A 24,076-nucleotide genomic window follows, 5' to 3' on the forward strand; every position below is an offset into this window, starting at 1 on the left:
TTAGATATTTTTTTTAACTTTTAAGCTGTTTGATAAAAAAACAAACAAATTCACAAAGATTCTGTTGTAAAAAGCAACAAAATCTTTATAATCCAACTAAACAGACAAGTCTGTATAATTTGCTGAAAAAAACGAATGACCAGTGCATTCAGAGGGTATAAGAATAAATATAAGAAGATGCTTCAAGCATCTCTTTACCTAACGATTTATTGTTATGACAATAAATCGTTAGGTATATAAAAAACTTATCAGCAAAGCGCGATTCACTTCAAGTGGTCGCGCTTTTTTATTTTCAAGTTTAAGTAGTAAATTAAACAGATCAGCAAGCGCAAATCAATATTGCTTACGCTTGCAACCTAAGATTTCAACAAACTTAAAGGTTAAACTGAACTCGGTTGAGCTAAAGCCAATTCCATCTGAATCAGGGTTTCTACCCGTCTCCAATAATCATCCAAACACACTTGCTGAGGATCTATTTGCGCCTGAATCGTCATTCCGTCAAGAAGACTCGACAAGAAAGAAGCAAGTTGAATATCTTGTTTAACACCTAAATGACGCAACGCATTACTCAAATGCCCTTTTAACCACTCTTTATAGTCAGTTGCAGGTTGGAGTGATGACGGATAAACTTTTGAAATTTCTTCTACGGCTTTTTGGAACATACAACCATTAAAATCTTCGCTATGAAACCATGCGTTGTACCATGTGAAAATGGCTTTAATATGAGATAAATAATCTTGTAGATCACATTTAGCGATTGCAGCATCTAATGATTCTTGCAAATTGAGATTTCTCGTGACCAAACATTCTTCAATCAATTTGGCTTTAGATGGAAAATATTTATAAAAAGTCATTTTTGCAACGCCAGACTCACTAATAATTCGGTCTATACCGATAGAATTATAACTATATGTATTAAAGAGATTCAACGCTGTATTAATGATGTCCTCTTTTTTTGACATTTGTTTTTACCTGATGTACAAAAATTTAAGATTAAAATTAAAGCATTAGCTTATAAGAACAGCACATAAATACGAATTACTTCAAGTGTATGCTAAGAATTATATCTTAAATTCATATGAATACTGAGTTTTTATAAAAAAACATCAAGACTACAAAGGCAAGTATATGAAATATAAAATATTAAACCTGTATAAATACTAGCAAAACAAATTGTTTTTTACTATTATAAAAACGGCAAAATTAAAATTTTAATGCAGCATATGAGCATATTATCTTTCACGCAATCTGAACATACTCGTTTCGAGTTGCTGCATTTCATTCAAAATTCCTTGCAACCTGAATTATGGCAGCAAAATACTCAAGCTATCGCAAACTTAAAACGGCAAACACACTGTCATGTTTTATTTAAGCATCCCATATTAGTCCAGTTGAATCAAAGCCAGCTGACGCTTGAACAGCTTAAATTTATTCATATTAATTATTTTACGGCGATTGTTAAAAATTTTACAGATGCACTTAGCATGGTAATTTATCAAGCCGTTAGCCTCGAAAAAAATCATAATATTCATCCAGAAAATAGGATTGCAGCTAAAATATATGCACGCTACTTACTGTCGCTAAACTTAATTGATGAACTGGGTTTCAATACACACCAACTCGAAAAAAGCGCTGCATCCAAATCACATCTGGTTTATTTTTTAAAATTGATGCAGCAGTTGGAATTAGATCCATTAGATCAGCAACAGACTGAAATAGAAGCTTTCGCATTGGCTCAATTTATTCACCAACATATCAATTCTTATACAGAATTATTGCTCATTTTGGCTTGTACAGAATTGCAAGTCATAAAGTTTAGTGAAGCACTCCGCAACAACATGTCCATTTACAACAGTAAATTTATTGAAGGTTATTATGCTTGTCATGGGCTGGCTGATCAGAATGACGCGACCCTTGCCAATGATGACAACCACCAAGATGACATTTGGACCCTACTGATACAATGCTATGATCAAAACAACCAACAGTATTTGGACCAAGTCCAGTCTGAGTATTTAGAACTCTGGAATAATTTTTGGAGCAAAATGGCAACACGTATAGTTGAAATTTAAGTACTTGCTTCATGATGATTTTTTGATCCCATTGCTGAGATCAAAAATACCTTATTGTGGTTTAGATGAGCGTCATTGTAGTACTTGTTGAGTCGGCATATTTTGTTTACGTTCTTGTAATGCTTTCTTCATCACCTGATAACCGCCTGTTAAGCCTAAAGTCGCCATAATCACAGCCACAATAATATCTGGCAACATGCTTCCTGTACCAAACACCCCAATTGCTGCAAAGATTACTGCGACATTTCCAATCGCATCATTACGACTACACAGCCAAACAGACTGCATATTGGAATCCCCATCTCTAAAAGCGTAAAGCACAAGGGCTGAAATCACATTGGCGATTAAAGCCAATACACCAATCGCTCCCATGGTAATCGCTTCTGGAGGGATCCCTTTCGTATAGGCATAAATCGTTTTGCCAATCACGACAAAACCAAAAATTGCCATGATTGCCCCTTTGAATAAGGCAACGGTCGCGCGCCAGTACAGACTTGCGCCTAACACCGCTAAAGAGACGGCATAATTGACCGAGTCACCAAAAAAATCCAGAGAATCCGCCCAAAGTGCAGAAGAATGTGCATACGCCCCACCAATCAATTCAACAAAAAACATGGCAAGGTTAATAAACAGTGCAATCCACAAAGCCGTTCTAAACTTGCTATTCGGTTTCTGTGGTGCAGGTTCATGACTACACGTACACGCCATGACACTTCTCCTTGATTCAATATAAATGGACTTATCTGCTTATTTTTCAGTCAAGTTGGCGTTTTAAAGAAAATCAGCACATGCGTCAAAAATGATGAAAAAATCAGCTATACTGCTATTTAAAACTATGGAGTTAGTCCAAGGTCAAGTTGATTCAGGAAAATAAGCCATGCAGCAATACTTAATTAGTGACCTCGCTAAAAAAACTCAGCTGTCGACGGATACTGTGCGTTTTTATGAGAAAAAAAATTTGATCAGATCCAGTTACCGTGCAGATAATAATTATAAATATTATGATGATGAAACATTAAAGCGGCTTATTTTTATTAAACGTTGCCGCGCATTAGATATGACCTTACATGAAATTACTCAACTTTTAGAGCATCTACAACATCCTGAACAAGGTTGTAAAATCATTGACCAATTGATTGAAGAACATATTCGACATGTAGAAACTCGAATATATGAATTACAGCATTTTAAATCGCAACTGCATGAATTACGTCAATCCTGCTCTTCGAACACCACCATTGATCATTGTCAGATTGTCAAAAAACTTGAAGCATCGGAATAATTTATAGTTAAATCAACCAATTATTCATATAAGTGATTTAAATCAAATCATGGATCATCAATAAAGCGTATATTTTTAAATGAACTTTTAAAAACCATTAGTTATTAACTCATTTTTCCTTTTAAATCATACAAGGTGCAGCTATCACATGACGACATGGATATCGACATTGAGTGGGGGGATATAGGATGTCCCTCTCGCTCAGCATGAGCAAACACAAAGCAAGGTTTTGTTTGCAGCGCAAGGTTTGTCATCCCCTAAGAAAAGGGAGACATTGTCTTCGCAAAGTTATTTAAATTTTGAATAAATGGTGCGGCATTGCAAGCTTTAAAACCTAAAACCCCCCATACAATTGATTTAACTAAAAATATTTATTAATAAAAATAATATTCTTGTACCTAATTTTTTGACAGTTTGACTTTACATTGTGTTAAATAAGTCTTTCGACTATTTCTGTTACTGATTGTGCCAATACATTTATCTAAAAACAGTTTTACGCAGCCATAGCGATACACTGACCAAGGCAATCAATATGGGAACTTCAACCAAAGGACCAATAATCGTGGTAAATGCGACAGGTGAAGCCAATCCAAATGTTGCAATCGCGACAGCAAGCGCCAATTCAAAGTTATTTCCTGCTGCAGTAAAAGAAATCGCTGTGGTTTTAGGATAATCATTGCCCATCCATTTGCTCATAAAAAAGCTCAGGAAAAACATCACCACAAAATACAGGGTTAATGGGATGGCAATTCGCAGTACATCGAATGGTAAGCTAACTACATCCGCCCCTTTTAAACTAAACATCGCCACAATGGTAAATAACAATGCCAATAAACTCAGCGGACTGACTTTAGCGATAAACGTATGTTGATACCAATCTAATCCTTTACGTTTAACTAGAATGATCCGGCTTAGAAAGCCCAATAAAAATGGGATACCTAGATAGATTAAAACCGCATGTGTAATCGTCCAGAAGCTAACATCAATAACTTTTCCTGCTACACCAAAATACGGTGGTAGAACTGTTAAAAACAACCAAGCATAAGTACTAAAAAAGACAATTTGGAAAATACTATTAAAAGCAACCAAAGCTGCGACATATTGGTTATCACCACATGCTAAATTATTCCATACCAATACCATCGCAATACAACGTGCTAAACCAATAAGAATTAAACCCGTCATATATTCAGGATAAGCATGTAAAAACACAATCGCTAAGGCAAACATCAGGCACGGCGCGATTAACCAGTTTTGTAGCAAAGATAAAGTCAGCGTTCGTTTATCTTTGAAGACTTGCGCTAAGGTCGCATAATCCACTTTGGCAAGTGGCGGATACATCATCAAAATTAAACCTATCGCAATGGGTATATTGACTGAATCTAGGCTTAAACGATTTAAAGCCACCGAAGCCTGCGGGAAATATACGCTGATGCAGATCCCCAATCCCATCGCAATAAAGATCCACAAAGTTAAATTCCGATCTAAGAAAGAAAGCCGCGAAGTTGGCTGATTTGAGTTCATAACAGCTTACTCACAACAACTGTTGATTTGGATCAAGTCTGAACGACCCACAACTGAATTCGCAGTTTGCGCAGCAATTATGTTTAATACTGCATTGGCCCATTCTGGTAATTCAGGATTTAAACGGTAATACACCCATTGGCCTTTACGTTGATCAAGTAAAATGGACAAATTCCTCAACAAGGCCAAGTGTCTAGAAATTTTTGGCTGGCTTAAATTTAAGGCTTCGGTGATTTCACAAACACAAACGTTCCTCTGTGCCAAGACAATTTTTAAAATATCCAAACGAGTTGGATCTGATAAACACTTAAAGAAATCGGGTTGATCCATCACAATTACTCAATTTTATGGTTTAGTATATTCACTATTGCGAATATACGCATATCCATATATAAATGCAATATTGCTTTTTAACAGAGAGTCGATCGATGTCATCTCAAATTAAGATTTATCATAATCCTGCCTGTGGGACTTCACGCAATACCCTTGCACTCATTCGAAATGCAGGTATCGAACCTGAAGTGATCGAATATTTACAGTATCCACCTAACAAAACTCAGCTCATCGATTTAATTCAGCAATCTGCTTTGTCGGTACGAGATGCACTACGTAAAAATGTTGATGTTTATAAAGCTTTAAAACTAGATCAAGCAGAGTGGACTGACGATCAACTGATTAATTTTATGTTGCAATACCCGATTTTAATCAACCGCCCTTTTGTGGTGACTGAATTGGGTGTTCGTTTATGTCGACCCTCTGAATTGGTTTTAGATCTCTTATCTACACCACAGCGTACTTCTTTTAGTAAAGAAGATGGCGAAATTATTATCGATCAGTAATTAAAAAGGTTTAAATAATTTATTGGTGTTTTTAAAAAACTCTATTAATTAAACATAAGATATTGAATACTAGATATTTTAATACAAATTAACCTAATTAATCCTGAGTGTTTTACTAGGTTGAATCTTATTTTTAAACCCTTACAATAAAACCATATTTTTAGTATGCCTTTTAAATTTATATGAGCATCTCACATATTACTGAACTCTTATCACCAGCAGGATCATTGAAGAATATGCGTTATGCATTTGCTTACGGTGCCGATGCGGTGTATGCAGGTCAACCTCGCTATAGCTTACGAGTTCGTAATAATGAGTTTGATCATGATCATTTAAAAATGGGTATTGCTGAAGCGCATGCCTTAGGCAAAAAATTTTATGTAGTGGTGAATATTCAACCGCATAATGCTAAATTAAAAAATTTTATTCGCGATCTTGAACCTGTGGTCGCCATGCAACCTGATGCACTGATCATGTCAGATCCTGGCTTGATCATGCTGGTTCGAGAAAACTTCCCACAAATATCCATCCATCTGTCTGTACAGGCAAATGCGGTCAATTGGGCAACCGTAAAATTTTGGAAAAATATGGGACTCACTCGTGTCATTTTGTCACGTGAGTTATCTATCGAGGAAATTGAAGAAATTAAACAGAATGTACCCGATATGGAAATCGAAGTTTTCGTACACGGTGCACTCTGTATGGCTTATTCCGGTCGTTGCTTACTTTCAGGCTATATGAATAAACGTGATGCAAATCAAGGCGCTTGCACCAATGCATGTCGCTGGGAATACAATATTCACGAAGCAACAGAAGATGCATTTGGGGATGTCATTCCAGTCCAACAACTGGAGACAGCATCAGACTGTTGCAACAATAAAGATGCCGACGAGCAACACGCCATACAACAACATCAATTTGGCGAACCGGTTTTATTACAACGTCATAAAGAAGACATGTTTGCTGCTGAAGAAGACGAACATGGCACTTACTTTATGAACTCTAAAGACTTACGTGCAGTTCAGCACGTAGATCGTTTAACCAAGATGGGCATTCATTCCTTAAAAATCGAAGGACGCACCAAATCTTACTTTTATTGCGCTAGAACAGCACAAATTTATCGCAAAGCGATTGATGATGCTCTACAGGGAAAACCTTTTGATCGGGCGTTAATGTCACAACTCGAAGGTTTAGCCAATCGAGGTTATACCGAAGGTTTCTTACGTCGCCATGTCCATACCGAATATCAAAACTATGCAACTGGCTCTTCTCAGTTTGACCATCAACAATTTGTTGGTGAAGTACTTGAACGCAATGATGATTACATCAAAATTGAGGTAAAGAATCGTTTTGTTGTGGGTGACTCTATGGAACTCATGACCACATCTGGCAACATCACATTTATTCTTTATGAAATTTTAGATAAAAACAGACAACCGATCATAGAGGCAAAAGGCTCAGGATATATTGTAGAAATTCCAATTCCGGCCGATATTGACATGAAATATGCCTTATTAATTAGAAACTTAACAAATTCGACTACTGATATTTCAGCATCATCATTGGCTTACCAAGCAGTTTAGGATATCGAAATGGCTTTAATGATTACAGACCAGTGCATCAATTGTGATATGTGTGTACCAGAATGCCCCAATCAGGCAATTTTTGAGGGAGAAAAGTTCTATGAAATTGATACACAGCGTTGTACTGAATGTGTCGGGTTCTATGAACATCAAACCTGTGTGGATGTCTGTCCAATTGAATGTATTGTTCAAAATCCACAACATATAGAAAGCAAAGCGCAATTATTAAATCGCTTTCATTATCTAAGTTTGTTTGGCTAAGACAAAATCCGACACCAATTCTAATCTTGGAACGTATTTTGCTTAGTTAACGCATTGGTCCAAATAACAATAACAATAAAGAAAATGGAGCTGAGCTGTATGGCAACACAGCTCATAAAAAGGGGAAAACAACAATATTAGGGAAAAGCCAAGGTGTATTTGGGGAACACTTTGGCTTTTTTCTTATTGAAAAAAATCATGTTTGATTTAAATTTTAATTTCAAGATAGGTAATATAAGCAAAAAGCTAAGCTACGAAAAAACTCATAGATCTTCATTCATGGGCAAAATTTTGCGAAAACTTCTCCTTACACCACTGTTTGACTTCATTTACAATAAAATCAGCATCTGGCAAAGTTAAAAAATAGTAATTCCATGCAGTTTCAACACATGGAGATACAATTTTCAGCCGCCCTTGTTGTAAATCATTGGCAATTGAAATGCGGCTTAATAATGCAATACCCTGCCCAGACAATACAGCCTGAATTGCATGACTTTCTTGTGTATAAAATACCTGCGCTTGCCCTGCTTGAATATGTAAGCCTTGTTTTTCAAACCATTTCTGCCAATTGACTCGATTTGGACAGTATTCGTCTCCCCAGGTAAAGTGAATCAATGGCACAGTCGTCCAGTTCATAGTTGCAATATCCAAAGAAGGATGCCCGACTGCAACATATTCATCAACTGCTAATAATTCCGCATCAACATCTTGATAGCCCCCTGAACCATACCGAATCGCCAAATCATAGAGACCTGAAGTCATATTAACGAGGTCATAACTTGCATGTACCCGAAACATAATATTGGGAAAGCGACTTTGTAACTCTGGCAAATAAGGAATAATCCACTCACTTGCAAAGGATGGTGTTGTGGTAATGGTCAATAATCTTTGTTTATTTTGCTCAAGTTGAAACAAAGCCGTTTGAATCTGCCCAAAACCTGACTGTACATGCTTAAGTAAATACTCTCCTTCTGGCGTTAGGCTGATCGAGCGTGTACGTCGTTCGAATAATTGAATATTCAATTGCTGTTCCAGCTTCTTAATACGATGACTTAAGGCGGTAGGTGTTAAAAACAATTGGTCTGCTGCTTTTTTAAAGCTGAGTTGTTCAGCGACATGCTGAAAAGCCAACAATTGCTCCAAGGAATTATGCAAAATCACAGAAGATCACCGCGCAAAATATAAATGAATTGGATTCAGTTATAACATGTATTTTTATCGTTTGTTGTTTTTTTCATATTCTATAAAAATCAATTTGAACAAACAACAAATTGAGTAACAATCATGGCAAATATACTAAAAATAGATACTAGTTTAAGAACAGGTATCTCAGGTACGCACCCCCATGGTTCTTTAAGCCGACGCTTAACCGAATTATTTATTGATCAATGGAATGAAATTGATTCATCTGTACAAGTTAAACATCGTGATTTAGGTCGAAATCCACCCCCTTATATTGATGAAGAGTGGATCATTTCTGAATTTGGCTATGCAGAATCTGAAGAAAAGGCACAACAACGCCTACAACTGAGTAATGAGTTTATCGAAGAATTATATTGGGCAGATATTATTGTGCTTGGCGTACCGATGTATAACTTTGGGACACCTGCTCATCTAAAAGCCTATATTGATCACATCGTGAGAATGAATAAAACCTACTCATTTGATCTTAGCAAAGAGCAACCGTACTCAGGGCTTTTGGATCATCAAAAAACTATGATTATCCTTTCTGCCCGTGGTGGGCATGACTTTGATTCAGCTGATGCGCCATTTCCCAATCATGCTGAACCCGCAATAAAAACAGCATTCAATTTTATAGGTATCGAAAAATTTCATGAAATCGCAATTGAATATCAGGAATTTGGTGGCGAGTTGTTAGCGCAATCGATCCAAGCCGCAGAACGAAAAACCATTGCGCTTGTTCAAGATTTACAACATTAACAAAGCTTATTTTCGTAAGCTCTATTCAATAGTATTCAACCTTCAACACAAAAAAGGAATTGAGCTGTTAGCAACTCAATTCCTATTAAGGGTAAAATATGGGATAAATGTTAAGGCAAGCCAAAGTTGTCATTACGGCACTTTGGCTTGCTTTTCAACGTGTAATCATTGAAAGATTATTGACCTGAACGAATGATGTAATCGAATGCAGATAAAGACGCTTTTGCACCCTCACCAGCTGCAATTATGATTTGTTTATAAGGTACTGTTGTACAGTCACCCGCAGCAAATACGCCTTTTACATTGGTTTCATTACGATCATTTACCACAATTTCATTCCGGTTTGAAAGCTCTACAGCAGTTGCTTTTAAGAAATCTGTGTTTGGCAATAAACCAATTTGTACAAAGATTCCCGCAAGTTCAATGGTATGCAATTCGTCTGTTGCACGGTCTTTATACTTCAACCCTGTCACAATCGAACCATCACCAATCACTTCTGTAGATAGTGCATTCAAAATCACAGTGGTATTTGGCAAACTATTCAATTTATCTTGAAGCACTTGGTCAGCCCGAAGTTGAGTATCAAACTCGATCAATGTGACATGTTCAACAATACCAGCAAGATCAATTGCGGCCTCTACACCTGAGTTACCCCCACCAATCACGGCAACCTTCTTGCCTTTAAATAATGGACCATCACAGTGTGGGCAATACGCAACACCACGTGTTTTGTACTCTTTCTCACCAGGTACATTCATCTCTCTCCAACGTGCACCTGTAGATAAGATGACCGTTTTTGATTCAAGTTTTGCACCATTTTCCAATTCAACTTCAACTAAACCATTAGTTGTTTGATCAGCACCAACAATGTTTTTCACTTTTTGTAAATTCATAATGTCCACACCGTACTCACGAACATGTGCTTCCATATCTGAACCAAACTTAGGGCCTTGTGTTTTTTGTACTGAGATAAAGTTTTCAATATCCATAGTGTCCATGACCTGACCACCGAAACGCTCAGAAACAATACCTGTCCGAATCCCTTTACGTGCAGCATATACCGCAGATGTTGCACCAGCAGGTCCACCACCAATCACCAATACATCAAACGCTTCTTTAGCATTCAGCTTTTCAGCATCTTTAGCCGCAGCACCACTGTCCAATTTCGCAACGATTTCTTCCAAAGTCATACGACCTTGACCAATATGTTCACCATTTTGGAAAACCATAGGTACAGCCAAGATTTTTCGCTCTTCAACTTCATCTTGGAAGAATGCACCATCAATCATGGTTGCCGTAGTACCAGGATTATTAATTGCAATCAAGTTAAGTGCTTGAACAACATCTGGACAGTTATGGCAACTTAAAGAAACGAATACATCAAAATTCGCAGTCAAATTTAAACCTTTGACTTGAGACAAGATTTCATCAGAAACTTTTGGCGCATAACCTGATACTTGTAATAAAGCTAAAATTAATGAGGTAAACTCATGCCCCATCGGTAAACCAGCAAAGAATACACGAGGTTGTTCACCTACTTTTGCAATACCAAAGCTCGGTTTACGATCATTCTGACCATCGTAACGGGCAGTAACTTGATCTGACAGTGCAGCAATTTCGGTCACCAATTCTTTAATTTTGTCTGACTTATCAGAACCATTTAAAGAAGCAACAATTTCAATTGGGCTTTCAAGGCGCTCTAACAAGGTTTTTAATTGAGCAGAAGTATTTGTATCTAACATGCTAACAATCTCCAAGGGAGTAAATTTCTTTCGTTGAATGTATATTACGTCTATTTAAAAAATAGATAAAACAGTTTGTTTTTATTAAATCAATCGGTTTTTTAGTTTAACAAAAATCAGCCACCTTCTCATCAGCATATCCCCCTATTTTCAAATTTAAATTCTCTAATGCTGGTATATATGGGCATTGGCAAGAAAATCAATAGACATCACCGACTTCCTCGAAACTTAAAATTAGATTAATTTTCAACAAAAATAATATTTTCTTCGACCATCTCTCTACAAAAAATCATGCGCAGCTAAGCCACAAAGTTTTAAGCTAAATTTATGTTGTGGTTTCTCCAATTAAGTACAACAAGGTGTAATTATTCACAATTCCTGTATAAATAAGTGAAGAGGTAAAACAATGAAAATAGAGTTCGTATTCGATATCGTCTATCCAATGAGTTATGTGGCGTTTGAAAAACTCAAACAACATTGGAATCAACCGATGGCGAAAAAAATCGAATTATTACCTGTGCAAGTTTTACCCGAAATTCCAGAACAAGGCTTAGATGTTTATCAATACCTGACTGAAAGATATGGAACCAAAGAAGCCAATCGTAAACTTGATATGGCAAAATTTGCTGCTTATAGTCAAGATTTAACCGTGGATATTGAGCATATGAAGCGTATGCCCAATAGCCGTTTAGCCCATCAGGCGATATTGGCTTTAGACAATATCTTTGACCAATTCGCATTAACGCAGGCTTTATTCCACGCCATATTCGCCCATGGTAAAGACATTGCCAACCCAGAAGTTCTGAAACAAATCATTGAAGGTATGGGCTTGGATGGCACGAAAGTTCTACGTTCTATTCAACATAAGGAAATCGCAGACAAACAAACTGAGATTACCCAGTATGTACAAGGTTTCGGCAAACATCCTACTCCCTACTATATTGTAGATGGTGAAATTTGGGATAAAACCTTTGACACCTTAGAACTGAAAGACCTGATTACCAACCGAGCGAAAGATGTCGCTTAGTACAACGAGATTTAATTTTCGAACAATAAAAAGTACTTTTGTGATCAGCAAAAGTGCTTTTTATCAAGATTTTTACAAAGTATAAGCTTTGTGGCTACATTAACCGATGCGATGGCCAATTCGATGTAAACGTTTCGCAATTCGACTTGCCACCCAATAAATCATCAAGCTAAAAAATAAACTGAGTGCTGAAATTCCCCATAAAACCTTTTCAACAATGTTCGACCAGAAGCTTGCACGATTCACTTGCGCTTCAACACCTTGCGCAATCGGGGAAAGCGCTCGATTAAATACCTGATGTTGAATTGTCCATAATTGCTCCGGTTTAAAGCCGTATTCTAAAAAGCGGGAATCAAATTGCTCAGCTTTAATTAATTTTTCTGCGTAAACCGTAGCCACAACCTTATCAATAGGTTTATGCATCAAGGCGGTTTGTGCCAATAAATAACTTTGTACTGTATCAGGCGCATCCGATCTTTGCAGATATTGATAAATGTCGCTTTGCTGAATGTTTTGATCATACTTTATAAATGATTTTAACTCTTTATCTTCATCATCTTTTAGATCATATTGCACATAAGTCAAACCAGACCATAGCACAATCAAGGATAAAAGCCATGCAACAAATTTAAGGATAAAAGATTGCAAGCGCACCTTAAAAAAGCGAATTTTTCTTAATATACCAACAATAATAAATGCACCAATAAAAGATACAATTAATTTTAAGATCAGCCAACCAAACCATGACAATGCATTCATAAGATAGTCTGGTTGATGGATATATTCTCTTAATTGCTGATCTAGAATATATGGCAAATGTAACTGATGAACCTGTTGTGCCACACCGAACAAGTTAAAAACCAATTCCTGTTGAAAAAAAACAGAAACAAAACTTGCGATACCGACAGAGGATAAAACCACAGCAGAAACCATCAAATTCCGTTTTCGATGCTGAAGTATTTTTAGTCCGTGTTCGATCTGTTGAATATCTACAGGATATTGCGTTTTTTCAGTCAACCTTTACACCTTTAGATGAGATTGTGCCAAGATTTAAAATTTGGCTTAGGATTGATGCGTACTGGTATCTAATACCAACTGTTGCAAATTCGATTGAAGCGCTTTAATCCGAGTCGAAGCCTCTTCACGTTTTTGCATACCCTCTTTCTGAATTTGAATAACATCATTTACAGTTTTAATCAGGGTATTTTGAACATGTTCAAGCGTTTCAATATCAATCACTGAACGTTGATTGGCTTTGGCAGTATCCACAGAATTTTGATGAAGTAAATCTGCATTGCGTTTTAATAGCTCATTGGTTGCATCATCAATCGTGTTGGCAAGCTGCACACTATTTCGTTGTTCATTTAAAGAAATCGCTAAGCTGATCTGGTTTTTCCATGCAGGTAAAGTAATATTTTTTATGGCATAAAATTTATCGACCAACATCATATTATTGGATTGAATAATACGAATCATCGGTAAGGTTTGCATTGCAGATTGTTGCAAGACTTGTAAATCACTCACCCGCTTTTCTAGATTGTTGGCTAAATGGTTAAGGTCATAAACACGCTGATTGATTTTAGGATCTTGCTCTTGCTGAGATAAAGTCGCAATTTCTTGCTGCACTTCTACTTGCTTAATTCGACCTGCGGCAATATAAACACCCAGCTGTCGATATTCCTCTTGAACACCATTAAACATACGATCTAATGTTTCTACCCGTGCTTTTAAACCTGTTTGTGATGTTTCAATTTCTTTGACCAATGAATCTATTTGCTCTTTGGTGGTATTAAAATGTTGATCGAAACTTTGTTTAGCACCTTTAAACTTACTGAGTATGCTTCCAATAAATCCTGAATTTTTTGATTGATTTAAAATACTCGATGTATTTAATTGCTGAGCAACTTGAACGACTTCATTTAATTTTTGCCCAGTGACATCTAAGTCTTTATTTTTGACTAAGTTGAGTAATTCATCAGTATATGAAGATGTTTTGGTCGCAATATTTTTACCGTATTCAGCAACGGAAGCATGATTAATATTGGCCAAGTCTTTATGCGCATTTACAACCTCATTAAAATCTTCAGTATTTAAACCTATTTCTTTCAAATTCAATTGTTCAAACTTTTGTAATTCCAATGGCGTATTGGATTGTGCGCTTAATGCTTGATAATTCGAATCGCTCATACATGTATCCTATTTATTTTCTAATGATTTCTTTAATGATTGAATTAATTTATCACGACTTTTATCAAGTTCTTCCGTCATTGTAAAAGAATTCTGGGTACTGCTCTGTTTTACATGATACTGCCATGCAGGAATCAGAACATTTTGGGCTTCATTAAATCGATCAAGTAAGCTCAAGGAAAGCTGTTGTGTTAACTGCATTTGTGCTAACGCAATATCATTACTGGATTGTAGCGTTTGTAACGTGTTGACTTTTTTAGACAGCCGATCAGAAAAATTATCTAAAGGATGGCGATGGTGTATAAAATCAGGATATTCATGTAAAAATTCCTGAGCGGCGCGAATATATTTCGCCATTTGCTCTCTTAAGCCATTGGCTTGTTGAAATCTTGCTTCCGACTTTTGAATTTCCACTTGTAATCTTTGACTCAAATGCTTTGCTTCATCAATTAAACTTTCTAATTCATGTAAATATTTGACTTGTCCAACGCTAAACTCTAAATCTAAACCTAACCATTTTTGTATAGCATTAAATTTACGTTGATTGAGTTTTTTTTTGGATGTAGATAATTGATGAATGATTTGTGCAATAATTTGACTCAGTTTTTGCGTTAAACTTGGATCAATAGCTTTTAACAGAACCGATTGTGCTTGAATTAACTGATCAGCATATAAATTCAGTCGTGTTTGATTGTCGAGTAATGGAACCAAATCATTTCTTTTAATCGAAAGTAATTCATCAGAACTACATGGGATCTTTTCAAGGGGTGTAAGTACAGTAAATTGTTTCATATCAGTTCAAAATGAATAACTTTTCAATGATTTAAGGGAAATCAATTAACAAACCCTTCCTATTTAAAACTTATAATACAAATTATGAAGAAAGCCTATATAAATAGCAAAAAACATACAGATACAAAAAAACCAGTTTCTAAAAACTGGTTTTTTTGTACACACTAAGTTGTAAAATTCATTAATTTGCCAGTTTATTTATTTGCCTATTATTGCTTTGGTTATCTATTTGTTTGATAGCGGCGATATCCTGTCAACCCTAACAGTCCAAGAAGACTGAGCCAACCCAATGCACCACCACCACTTGTACGCGTACTTCCGGGCGCTGTACCTGAGTTTTCTAATTTTACCGTCGCAGTATTGGAAATTACACCATCTGCATCATACACATAGTAGGTAAATTTGTAGCTAAATGGGTCCAGTGTGTTTCTGAGTTGGATATGAATTTTGCCACCATAGCAGGTATATTTACTATCAACACCTGGGCAAGGACCACTACGATCTGCAGTAATAACTATTGGGTCAATATTTGTACCTATTCGGATAGGTAATTCAACACCATCTGCATTGATATAAAATTTTGGTTTATTGGGTTTTGCAGTTAAAGCTGCTGCATTACCATCACCATCATCATTGGCATATTGGAGTAAATCTACATCAATTGCTTTAGTTGAACCATATTCAACTTTAAAACTACTATCCTCTACGATGGGTGCAATGTTAGCAAAGGTTCCAATCACATAAGCTGAAGATGTAATATTTGGTTCAGATTTTAACTGTAGTTGATAACTACAGAATTCATTATCACCTGATGGGGTTATGCTGTCGTCTATACGCCATAACATAATTCTTTTTAAGTTGGCATTCCATTCACACTTAAAGTTTGGATCTTCCTTACCCGCAAAGACCTTATCGCTATTCAATAAACCCACACCAAGTGGCTTAACAATCACATCATAATTGTCAACGCTTAGATGTTTTACAACCCTAATATCTTTGCCATCCTGCCCTTTAGTAATGATTTCTGCTGGCAGATTGGCAGCAAAAGGGTCAACAAAGATGGTGCGATATTTCTGATCTGATTTGGTGTATTTTATTAGATTACTATATAACTCTGATTGAAATTTATAAAAAGGAATAAAGTCTTGGTTGGTTGCTGGGTCAGCAATCAACTTATTATAATTATCCAATATGTTCTGATAATTGCTAAGTGCAGCAACCACTGATGCATTGGTCGAGCTTAAGTTATTTGCTGTAAGACGTAAAACCTCTGTAGAACCGATATCACATGAGTTCGCTACATCATTTTGACCATTCGAGTTTTCCGCAACCACTCGGGTGACACCTCGCTGATCAGATCCACTACACCCAGTATAACCAATATCAACTAAATCTTTATCTGTGCCTAAGTTTTTAGGAAAATACATCGGCATAAAACCAGTGGATTCACTCGGTGGCTCTAAGTCATTTAAAATAGATGAGAACTCAATATTACTTACATCAAATGAATGGTCTTTACCCTCTTTAGTCACTGCCTCTGCAACTTCACACTGATCATTACCAGCAGTAAGCTTTAAAGCATTATAGCCCAGCACTACACCTGAGCCTTCAACTTTACTGACATCACCATCTGCATAACGACAAGATTTCCCATTATTATAAGCCAGTATATTATTGCTTAAAGTTTTTAAACCATTGTATCCATATAATAGTGTTGCCCAAGCATCATTCTTTACAATAGTATTGCTGAGCAGTGATAAAGAAGAACTATCACTAAAATTAACCTTTCCTTGTGGTGTTAATTGGCTAAATTGAATGATGCTCCCTTGACTCATACTTGCAGTATTCTTTGTCAATGTATTTGCAGTAAATGTCACAGAAGGCTGTCCACAAAAACTAAACATACTTAAGCTATTTGCAGATCCATTATTAATGAAAGTTGTGCCATTCACTGCGATACTTCGTGTTGTAAAAACCAAATTATCAGAGCATGTCATTCCAAGTACACTACCTTGATCAGCTTTATTTGCGTCAAACACGCCATAGTTGACTGTAAGTGAACTTGAAGCATCATTTAGATAAATTGCACCACCAGTTTTCGCATTTGAATTGATAATTGTTACATTGGTTAAGGTTGTTGCACCGCCTGCATAAATCGCTCCGCCCACGCTGCTATTGGTGTCATTCAAGCTAGAGCCATCTTTTAAAATCACATCTTTCAGCGTTAAACTTGGCTTATTTTCATAAATGGTATTGAAAATACGCGAGGTCCCTTGGCCTGAAATTGTAGTTTTTAATGGCGTTGAAGCAGGGAAATTATTAGTTAATACATCTGGCCGACTATAATCACCAGGTTCTTTACCAACAATGGAAATATCTGAATTAGGTCTTAACTCTTTCGTCAGCTTATATTCACCCGCTTCTAATTGAATCACATTGGGCACTGTCGAATAAACTTGTCCTGCACTGCAACCACCATAAGCTTTATGTGTAGCAGCAGCTCGTAAGGCTTCTCTGATTGAACACTTGTCAGGATTTGTTCCATCCTCATCTTCAAAGGTAGTCACATAAATTGTTTTATCTTCTGCCGCCATCAGAGACATGGTCGACAAAATAACAAGTGTTAGAAATCCCTTTTTATAATTTTTCATATCCGATCCTTTACTTATATTTTATCCGTCGATAGCCTGCTAAACCGACCAGTCCAATGATTGAAAGAAACCCTAAACTTCCACCTGAAGTCTTTACTTTAGAGTTCTTAAAATCATCTGGCTTTCTTTGTACAATTCGTGCGGGGATCGTAATATAAGGATTATCTGATTTATTAAAACTTGTGGTTGAGGTCACCACATTGATTTTAAATTCATCTGAACCTTGCCAACGACTATTTGGGGTATACACAATATCACCAGCCTGGTTTATCGACATTGTTCCTTTAGATGGGGTATTTGTTTGGATGACTTTTAAACAGCCAATTTGCCAAGGCTTACCATTGTCATCCAACTCTCGATTAAAAATCTGCTTACACTTTTCAACACTAACCAACTCACCATCTTGTAATTGATCTGCGATTGAAAACTTAGCTGTTTCACCATATAAAATATCTTGCCCCACAGTTGTAACATCTGTGGTGTTAATCACCAATTCAATCGCACCACGATCACATAATTGTGAATTAACATCTCGATTTTTACCACGCTGATCAACTGATGAACATGCCAATATTTTATCTTGTACTTCTGGACCATGGTTAATAATCAGTGAATCTTCAGCTGAATTATAACTTGCTAAAATTCTTGGTAAAAAATAACCTAAAGCTACAGTAGGTGCCTCTGTAAATGGACATAAAATTCCATCGGTACTATAGTCACACTTGCCTTCCGTGGTATTCCCAGCAATTAGTTGTACATTGCCTAATGCTGTAGATTTAAAACCACTACAGCCTGATGAATAGAGGTTATTACTGATCTGTTCCGCTTCTCCGCCAGCCACAATCGTACAATCTTGTGTACCATTTTTAGCAATAATACTATTTGCAACATAACCTTTCTTTTGGGGCGCGTTTACAATAAGTCCCATAGTATTGAGAATCATGGTGACATTGTTGATTTGCATGGCATCGTAAATCTTGACTACATAGCCTTTATTGCTAAAGATCGTACTATTCATAATTCCAAAAGGAATTGAGGAGCCAATTGTTTTTAAAGCCTCTTCTGAAAATTGATTTTTTGTTTCAAAATTTGAACTTGCTGAATTTGTAACTTCATTATCTCGAATTAATGACTGTGTAATAACAAATGTTGGTAGTTCGGTATAAACAACACCTCCTTCTACTGCTGTATTACCTTTCATTAAGGTCTTGTTTATAGAAACAGAACTTAATGAAGTATTCGCAACATACACACCCGCATTGTAAATTGCGCCACCTTGTCTTGCATGACCATTTAAAAGCTGGCTATTACTTATACCTAAAGACTCTTTGTTATAGATTAAACCACCTTGATCAGCACATACCGCTTCATTACACCCTTTTAAGGTAATTTCATTAAATGAAACTTTGAGCATTGCAGGTGGTGTCTCTACTGCCGAATCTATGATTTTTTCAATCTGAAATAAACGTTCTTTTCCAACCATTTTAATAATGGCATTGTTTTTACCTATAAGCGTTTGTGTATTATTTACGTTGCTTTCATAAGTCGAACCAAACGTCACATCTTTGAGTATCCTGATTTGGCTATTCAGTGAATACTCTTTATTCCCTTGTAATATGATATTTGCAGTAACCTCTTTACCACCACCACAACCATTATAGCCAGCCTCAGGCATTCCCTGATTGACATATTCGACTGCTTCTCTTAATGAACACTGATCATCAGCTTTTACAATATCATCTGTCGTTGTCACAGTAATATTTGCACTAAATGCTTGACCGGTAATACATAATAATCCTAAGCCTATGCCCCGTTTGAGCATTATAGTCTCCTTGATTTCTTTTAATTATTTCTTATTAGCCAGCATTACGCTTTGCTATCAGTCCTTTTTGCGTACTTTGTCACACGCGATAAAAATTCTCAAGAATTTTTATCGATGAATCGATTAACTTCATCTATTTGTGTTACGCGCACTCAACAACAGTAAAAAAAACTATTGTCTATATTCATCAATCAATGCATAGATCTGTCTTAAAGTTGCGTGAGATAATTTAGTTTTCTCACCCTTCAATAACTTTTCTAGCTGTTCAACAGATTGAAGTAGTGTACTCGTTTGATGTGGGCCATGTAATAGCAAATATTCCGTTATTTGTGGGTCAAAATGTACACCCCGACGTTCTAAGACTGAATGCAATAAAGCATGCCGATCAGCATAGGAGTGCCCACTGGGTACTTTTACACTGACAGCCTGTGTAAGTCGAGATTGTAGGTCAGGGAGTTCTAATTTTAATTCAATAGGCGCAAATCGTGATGAAAATACCAACTGCCCGCCATCTTCATTATTATTATTAATAAGATGGAATACCGCTTTTTGCCAATGCGGTACGCCACTAATTGCTTCAATATCATCTAAGGCAACTAAGTCATAGCTTTCTAAGGATGTGATCGCTTCTATAGGCGCATCTAACAATTCCAATAAAGATACTTTTATCGCAGATTTACCAATTTCTAAATAAGAATCACAAATCGCAGTGAGTAAATGGCTTTTACCAGTTCCAGCGCTACCATAGATATAGAAACGATTCATCAGGCCTGCATGAAGCTGACGCACAGCATCAATTACAGGTCCCCAACCTGGTCCAGAAAAATCACTAATTCTGGCATCCAGTTGTGGTTCTATATCCAACTGCAATTGACGCATATATTCAAATCATTCCTAAAGTGGATTTTGATCATTTTTAATCGATTGATCAGTATCTTGCGTGTTTTTAACTTCAATATCAAGATCAACTTGGTCGCTTTCGACTGAAATTGTTTCAGTGGTACCATGATTTTGTACAGTCACCAAAGTATCATTGGCCTTAAAAAACTGACTTTCTTGATATAACTCTTTGAGATGCTTGAGTAAAACCACGATAACAGCTGCAACTGGAAGTGCAATCAACATTCCAACAAATCCCCCCAACTGCGCACCTGCAAGTACTGCGAATACTACGGCTACAGGAGATAAACCAATTTTATCACCCAATAAGAAAGGTTGAAGGATATATCCCTCTATGAGTTGCCCTACACCAAATACAGCTAAAACCATCAATAAATGCTTTGGATCTAGACCAAACTGGAAAAAACAGGCAATGACAGCAGCTATAATACCAACACCAAAGCCAAGATAAGGAATAATACTGCACAATCCTGCGATCATACCAATAATTAATCCAACTTCTAGACCAACCAATTGCAAGCCCACAGCATAGACAATTCCCAATAAAATCATCACAAGGAATTGCCCTTTGACAAAAGCACCTAAAACACTATGGCATTCACCAACAATTTTAAGCACATTACTTTCATATTGGCGTGGGATAAAACTTTTTAAATGCTCCAACATCCGATTCCAATCAAGTAAGAAATAGAACGCAATAATTGGAATTAAAACAATTGTTCCACCGATCGAAATAAAACTCAGTCCAGATTGGGCAATTTTTAATGCCATCGATTGGATACTATCCGCACTATAGTTGGTCTGAACATACTCCATCACTACTTTAGATATTTGATCTGTATCCAACTCCATATGTTCAACATTGAAATTGTTGGATAACCACGGTAAAAAAGTAGAATTCACCCAATGGATTCCCGCGGGAATACTGTCACGCGCATAGATTAATTGTTTCCAAACCAAGGGTACAACAAACCAAGTCGCCCAAGTCAGTAATACACCTATTCCAATAAATACCACTGAAATAGATAACCACCTTGGCAAAAATTTAGACAGCTTATCTACCACTGGACTAAATAAATAGGCAACGAGAAAAGCTGCGACAAAAGGAATCACTACGGGTTTTAATAAATATAAAATCCATAAAACTAAAGCAATTCCAGCAAGGATAAAAATTCGTTTTAAAGTCCGATCGTGCATTGAATCACGCCTATTTCAAATTTATTCGTTATAGAGGGGAAAATATTTTAATAAAGATAGCATTTTAGTGCAGAAATAACATAAGAGTTTCGTATATTCGGGTATAATCCCCGCGCGAATGCGGAGACTTCAATTATGAGCAACTCAACTTCTACCCCAAACACTGGTTTAAGCTATAAAGACGCTGGTGTCGATATTGAAGCGGGCGACGCACTTGTCGATCGAATCAAATCTGTCGCTAAACGTACCACACGCCCTGAAGTGATGGGTGGTTTAGGCGGCTTCGGTGCACTTTGCAGAATCCCTAAAGGTTATGAAGAACCTGTTCTTGTATCTGGTACAGATGGTGTCGGTACAAAATTACGTTTAGCATTGAACTTAAACCGTCATGACACAATTGGTCAAGATTTGGTTGCAATGTGTGTAAACGATCTTCTTGTATGTGGTGCTGAACCTCTATTCTTCCTCGATTATTATGCAACTGGACATTTAAATGTTGATGTTGCTGCAAATGTTGTGACTGGGATAGGTAAAGGTTGTGAACTTGCAGGCTGCGCATTGGTCGGTGGTGAAACTGCTGAAATGCCAGGGATGTATGAAGGTGAAGACTATGACTTAGCAGGTTTTTCTGTGGGTGTGGTTGAAGCAAGTAAAATCATTGATGGTTCTAAAGTAAAAGCAGGTGATGTTCTCATCGGTTTAGCATCTTCTGGTGCACACTCAAACGGTTACTCTTTACTTCGTAAAATCTTAGACGTGAAAAACGTTGATTTAACTCAGATAGTAGATGGTCGTCCGCTTGCAGATGTTGCAATGGAACCAACACGTATTTATGTAAAACCAGTACTTGAGCTATGCAAACAAGTTGATGTTCATGCAATGGCACATATCACAGGTGGTGGTTTACCAGGCAATCTACCTCGCGTACTTCCAAATGGTGCTCAAGCTGTGATTAATGAATCATCGTGGGAATGGCCTGAATTGTTCAAACTTTTACAACGTGAAGGTGCTGTAGAACAATTTGAAATGTACCGTACATTTAACTGTGGTGTGGGTATGGTCATTGCAGTTGACGTTGCTGATGCTGACAAAACCATTGAAGTTTTAACTGCTCAAGGCGAAAAAGCATGGACCATTGGTCATATCCAAGAAAATGCTGCTTCAATTGAAGGCGCAGACGAAAAAATTCGTGTGATTTTTGCATAAGCTCCCCACATGATTAAAATTGCTGTACTCGTTTCAGGCAATGGAAGCAACCTTCAAGCCTTGATTGATGCCAATCTTTCAGGGCAAATCGTGGGGGTTATTTCCAACAAACCTGAAGCATTTGCCATAGAACGTGCTACAAAAGCAGGCATTGCAACGACTGTGATTGAGCATAAACACTACCCTAATCGTGAAGCTTTTGATGATGTTATGCATCAACAATTACAGGATTGGAATGTTGACTTAGTCATTCTTGCTGGTTTTATGCGAATTCTCAGTGCAAAGTTTGTGCAAGCATGGGAAGGAAAAATGGTGAATATCCACCCTTCTCTATTGCCAAATTACAAAGGCATGCATACTCATCAACGTGTTTTAAATACAGGTGATGTTTTGCATGGCTGTACTGTGCATTTTGTTACTGCTGAATTAGACGCTGGTCAAGCTTTGACTCAGGGTATTTTAAAAGTTACTTTGCATGATACTGTGCAATCGCTTGCAGCACGAGTCCATGTACTTGAGCATTTAATTTATCCTCAAGCGGTTGAATGGATCTGTAATGGCACCATTCAACACTTGGAAAATGGTCAGGTTTTATATAAGGGACAAGCACTTAAACAGCCAATTCAATTTTGCCAACTTTAAGATTTGCTTGATTTAAAATACTGTCAAAAAATGCATCTAAGGATGCATTTTTTATATCTAATATAAAATTCGCCCGTTTAGTGACCTTAGATAACAATAGGTTTATAGCAAAGTCGCTTGAACTGCTACATTTTACATAAAAAGATTGAAATCAATTTATGGGAAAAACAGCGGACTTTTTAACGATAGGCCGTAACAAAAACCTTTACTTATAATCAAATCCCCTAATTATTCATACAAGTGATTTCCATCAATTTATTGATCATAAATGTAGCCTATATTTTTGTTTGAACTTATAGAAACTATTGGTTATCAAACCATTTTTTGTACTTTTCAATCCTAGATGGTTATCCTATCACAGGAAGACAGGGATGTCGCCCAATGTATGTAGGAATGTGGGGTACAGGA

General features: G+C 36.7%; 22 protein-coding genes. 9 read left to right on the forward strand and 13 right to left on the reverse strand.

Features of this window, described 5'->3' with window-relative positions:
- Positions 1-380 precede the first annotated feature (380 nt).
- Positions 381-962: a TetR/AcrR family transcriptional regulator gene (locus tag ACG9ZL_RS12750; protein WP_419360298.1), complete on the reverse strand. Its 582-nt coding sequence runs from the start codon at positions 960-962 to the stop codon at positions 381-383.
- 261 nt (positions 963-1,223) lie between these two features.
- On the opposite strand from ACG9ZL_RS12750, the gene ACG9ZL_RS12755 reads away from it, so the two are divergent.
- Complete coding sequence (locus ACG9ZL_RS12755) at positions 1,224-2,072, forward strand: hypothetical protein (protein ID WP_333667007.1); 849 nt, start codon at positions 1,224-1,226, stop codon at positions 2,070-2,072.
- Between the two features lie 72 nt (positions 2,073-2,144).
- On the opposite strand, the gene ACG9ZL_RS12760 is transcribed toward ACG9ZL_RS12755, so the two are convergent.
- Positions 2,145-2,780: a cation efflux transmembrane domain-containing protein gene (locus ACG9ZL_RS12760; RefSeq protein WP_105714259.1), complete on the reverse strand. Its 636-nt coding sequence runs from the start codon at positions 2,778-2,780 to the stop codon at positions 2,145-2,147.
- Between the two features lie 169 nt (positions 2,781-2,949).
- On the opposite strand from ACG9ZL_RS12760, the gene ACG9ZL_RS12765 reads away from it, so the two are divergent.
- On the forward strand, positions 2,950-3,354 hold the full coding sequence (locus ACG9ZL_RS12765; protein ID WP_004721728.1) for a Cd(II)/Pb(II)-responsive transcriptional regulator: 405 nt from the start codon (positions 2,950-2,952) through the stop codon (positions 3,352-3,354).
- Between the two features lie 477 nt (positions 3,355-3,831).
- Here the strand turns inward: ACG9ZL_RS12765 and arsB are convergent, their stop codons facing one another.
- Together arsB and ACG9ZL_RS12775 are read right to left on the reverse strand one after the other, a co-directional pair.
- A complete protein-coding gene (gene arsB / locus ACG9ZL_RS12770) occupies positions 3,832-4,878 on the reverse strand; it encodes an ACR3 family arsenite efflux transporter (protein WP_419328941.1) in 1,047 nt (348 codons plus the stop codon).
- 6 nt (positions 4,879-4,884) lie between these two features.
- Positions 4,885-5,208, reverse strand: a complete 324-nt coding sequence (locus tag ACG9ZL_RS12775) for an ArsR/SmtB family transcription factor (protein WP_419360301.1) — start codon at positions 5,206-5,208, stop codon at positions 4,885-4,887.
- 98 nt (positions 5,209-5,306) lie between these two features.
- Here ACG9ZL_RS12775 and arsC point away from each other — a divergent pair, with 98 nt between their 5' ends.
- The 3 genes from arsC to ACG9ZL_RS12790 all read left to right on the forward strand — a co-directional run bounded on the left by arsC (position 5,307) and on the right by ACG9ZL_RS12790 (position 7,561).
- On the forward strand, positions 5,307-5,717 hold the full coding sequence (arsC, locus tag ACG9ZL_RS12780; protein WP_419360303.1) for an arsenate reductase (glutaredoxin): 411 nt from the start codon (positions 5,307-5,309) through the stop codon (positions 5,715-5,717).
- Positions 5,718-5,899: 182 nt separating this feature from the next.
- A complete protein-coding gene (gene trhP, locus ACG9ZL_RS12785; RefSeq protein ID WP_419360305.1) occupies positions 5,900-7,300 on the forward strand; it encodes a prephenate-dependent tRNA uridine(34) hydroxylase TrhP in 1,401 nt (466 codons plus the stop codon).
- Between the two features lie 9 nt (positions 7,301-7,309).
- Entirely contained in the window at positions 7,310-7,561 is a 252-nt protein-coding gene (locus tag ACG9ZL_RS12790; RefSeq protein WP_004721738.1) for a YfhL family 4Fe-4S dicluster ferredoxin, read from the forward strand.
- A gap of 273 nt (positions 7,562-7,834) precedes the next feature.
- Here ACG9ZL_RS12790 and ACG9ZL_RS12795 read toward each other — a convergent pair whose 3' ends face one another.
- Entirely contained in the window at positions 7,835-8,692 is an 858-nt protein-coding gene (locus ACG9ZL_RS12795) for a LysR substrate-binding domain-containing protein (RefSeq protein ID WP_419328935.1), read from the reverse strand.
- A gap of 153 nt (positions 8,693-8,845) precedes the next feature.
- Between ACG9ZL_RS12795 and ACG9ZL_RS12800 the strand changes: the two genes are divergently transcribed.
- Complete coding sequence (locus ACG9ZL_RS12800) at positions 8,846-9,502, forward strand: FMN-dependent NADH-azoreductase (RefSeq protein ID WP_336954710.1); 657 nt, start codon at positions 8,846-8,848, stop codon at positions 9,500-9,502.
- A gap of 176 nt (positions 9,503-9,678) precedes the next feature.
- Here the strand turns inward: ACG9ZL_RS12800 and ahpF are convergent, their stop codons facing one another.
- Positions 9,679-11,244: an alkyl hydroperoxide reductase subunit F gene (gene ahpF / locus ACG9ZL_RS12805; protein WP_336954712.1), complete on the reverse strand. Its 1,566-nt coding sequence runs from the start codon at positions 11,242-11,244 to the stop codon at positions 9,679-9,681.
- Positions 11,245-11,650: 406 nt separating this feature from the next.
- Between ahpF and ACG9ZL_RS12810 the strand changes: the two genes are divergently transcribed.
- Complete coding sequence (locus tag ACG9ZL_RS12810; RefSeq protein ID WP_336954714.1) at positions 11,651-12,271, forward strand: DsbA family oxidoreductase; 621 nt, start codon at positions 11,651-11,653, stop codon at positions 12,269-12,271.
- Positions 12,272-12,370: 99 nt separating this feature from the next.
- Here the strand turns inward: ACG9ZL_RS12810 and ACG9ZL_RS12815 are convergent, their stop codons facing one another.
- The 7 genes from ACG9ZL_RS12815 to cxpE all read right to left on the reverse strand — a co-directional run bounded on the left by ACG9ZL_RS12815 (position 12,371) and on the right by cxpE (position 21,820).
- Positions 12,371-13,288, reverse strand: coding sequence for a hypothetical protein (locus tag ACG9ZL_RS12815; RefSeq protein ID WP_419360308.1), 918 nt, complete (start codon positions 13,286-13,288; stop codon positions 12,371-12,373).
- 45 nt (positions 13,289-13,333) lie between these two features.
- A complete protein-coding gene (locus ACG9ZL_RS12820) occupies positions 13,334-14,458 on the reverse strand; it encodes a toxic anion resistance protein (protein WP_419328929.1) in 1,125 nt (374 codons plus the stop codon).
- A 9-nt stretch (positions 14,459-14,467) separates the two neighbouring features.
- Positions 14,468-15,250 (reverse strand): tellurium resistance protein, encoded by a 783-nt coding sequence (locus tag ACG9ZL_RS12825; RefSeq protein ID WP_336954717.1) that lies wholly within the window; start codon positions 15,248-15,250, stop codon positions 14,468-14,470.
- Positions 15,251-15,471: 221 nt separating this feature from the next.
- Positions 15,472-17,901: a CSLREA domain-containing protein gene (locus tag ACG9ZL_RS12830; RefSeq protein WP_419360310.1), complete on the reverse strand. Its 2,430-nt coding sequence runs from the start codon at positions 17,899-17,901 to the stop codon at positions 15,472-15,474.
- A gap of 10 nt (positions 17,902-17,911) precedes the next feature.
- Positions 17,912-19,723 carry a rhombotarget A gene (rbtA, locus tag ACG9ZL_RS12835; protein WP_419328926.1) on the reverse strand — a complete coding sequence of 604 codons (1,812 nt, stop codon included), beginning with the start codon at positions 19,721-19,723 and terminating at the stop codon, positions 17,912-17,914.
- A 171-nt stretch (positions 19,724-19,894) separates the two neighbouring features.
- Positions 19,895-20,602, reverse strand: a complete 708-nt coding sequence (hda, locus tag ACG9ZL_RS12840) for a DnaA regulatory inactivator Hda (RefSeq protein WP_336954720.1) — start codon at positions 20,600-20,602, stop codon at positions 19,895-19,897.
- Between the two features lie 15 nt (positions 20,603-20,617).
- Positions 20,618-21,820 carry a chloramphenicol efflux transporter CxpE gene (cxpE, locus tag ACG9ZL_RS12845; protein WP_336954722.1) on the reverse strand — a complete coding sequence of 401 codons (1,203 nt, stop codon included), beginning with the start codon at positions 21,818-21,820 and terminating at the stop codon, positions 20,618-20,620.
- Between the two features lie 135 nt (positions 21,821-21,955).
- Here cxpE and purM point away from each other — a divergent pair, with 135 nt between their 5' ends.
- The gene (purM, locus tag ACG9ZL_RS12850; protein WP_336954723.1) at positions 21,956-23,026 is read left to right on the forward strand and encodes a phosphoribosylformylglycinamidine cyclo-ligase; all 1,071 of its coding nucleotides are present in this window, start codon (positions 21,956-21,958) and stop codon (positions 23,024-23,026) included.
- Positions 23,027-23,035: 9 nt separating this feature from the next.
- On the forward strand, positions 23,036-23,668 hold the full coding sequence (purN, locus tag ACG9ZL_RS12855; RefSeq protein WP_336954724.1) for a phosphoribosylglycinamide formyltransferase: 633 nt from the start codon (positions 23,036-23,038) through the stop codon (positions 23,666-23,668).
- Positions 23,669-24,076 lie beyond the last annotated feature (408 nt).

This window comes from Acinetobacter legionensis, assembly GCF_048551735.1.
GTDB lineage: Bacteria > Pseudomonadota > Gammaproteobacteria > Pseudomonadales > Moraxellaceae > Acinetobacter.

Coding starts and splice junctions, on each gene's coding strand:
- ACG9ZL_RS12750 (WP_419360298.1), bottom strand. CDS start 962: ATGTCAAAAAAAGAGGACATCATTAATACAGCGTTGAATCTCTTTAAT.
- ACG9ZL_RS12755 (WP_333667007.1), top strand. CDS start 1,224: ATGAGCATATTATCTTTCACGCAATCTGAACATACTCGTTTCGAGTTG.
- ACG9ZL_RS12760 (WP_105714259.1), bottom strand. CDS start 2,780: ATGGCGTGTACGTGTAGTCATGAACCTGCACCACAGAAACCGAATAGC.
- ACG9ZL_RS12765 (WP_004721728.1), top strand. CDS start 2,950: ATGCAGCAATACTTAATTAGTGACCTCGCTAAAAAAACTCAGCTGTCG.
- arsB (WP_419328941.1), bottom strand. CDS start 4,878: ATGAACTCAAATCAGCCAACTTCGCGGCTTTCTTTCTTAGATCGGAAT.
- ACG9ZL_RS12775 (WP_419360301.1), bottom strand. CDS start 5,208: ATGGATCAACCCGATTTCTTTAAGTGTTTATCAGATCCAACTCGTTTG.
- arsC (WP_419360303.1), top strand. CDS start 5,307: ATGTCATCTCAAATTAAGATTTATCATAATCCTGCCTGTGGGACTTCA.
- trhP (WP_419360305.1), top strand. CDS start 5,900: ATGAGCATCTCACATATTACTGAACTCTTATCACCAGCAGGATCATTG.
- ACG9ZL_RS12790 (WP_004721738.1), top strand. CDS start 7,310: ATGGCTTTAATGATTACAGACCAGTGCATCAATTGTGATATGTGTGTA.
- ACG9ZL_RS12800 (WP_336954710.1), top strand. CDS start 8,846: ATGGCAAATATACTAAAAATAGATACTAGTTTAAGAACAGGTATCTCA.
- ahpF (WP_336954712.1), bottom strand. CDS start 11,244: ATGTTAGATACAAATACTTCTGCTCAATTAAAAACCTTGTTAGAGCGC.
- ACG9ZL_RS12810 (WP_336954714.1), top strand. CDS start 11,651: ATGAAAATAGAGTTCGTATTCGATATCGTCTATCCAATGAGTTATGTG.
- ACG9ZL_RS12820 (WP_419328929.1), bottom strand. CDS start 14,458: ATGAGCGATTCGAATTATCAAGCATTAAGCGCACAATCCAATACGCCA.
- ACG9ZL_RS12825 (WP_336954717.1), bottom strand. CDS start 15,250: ATGAAACAATTTACTGTACTTACACCCCTTGAAAAGATCCCATGTAGT.
- ACG9ZL_RS12830 (WP_419360310.1), bottom strand. CDS start 17,901: ATGAAAAATTATAAAAAGGGATTTCTAACACTTGTTATTTTGTCGACC.
- rbtA (WP_419328926.1), bottom strand. CDS start 19,723: ATGCTCAAACGGGGCATAGGCTTAGGATTATTATGTATTACCGGTCAA.
- hda (WP_336954720.1), bottom strand. CDS start 20,602: ATGCGTCAATTGCAGTTGGATATAGAACCACAACTGGATGCCAGAATT.
- cxpE (WP_336954722.1), bottom strand. CDS start 21,820: ATGCACGATCGGACTTTAAAACGAATTTTTATCCTTGCTGGAATTGCT.
- purM (WP_336954723.1), top strand. CDS start 21,956: ATGAGCAACTCAACTTCTACCCCAAACACTGGTTTAAGCTATAAAGAC.
- purN (WP_336954724.1), top strand. CDS start 23,036: ATGATTAAAATTGCTGTACTCGTTTCAGGCAATGGAAGCAACCTTCAA.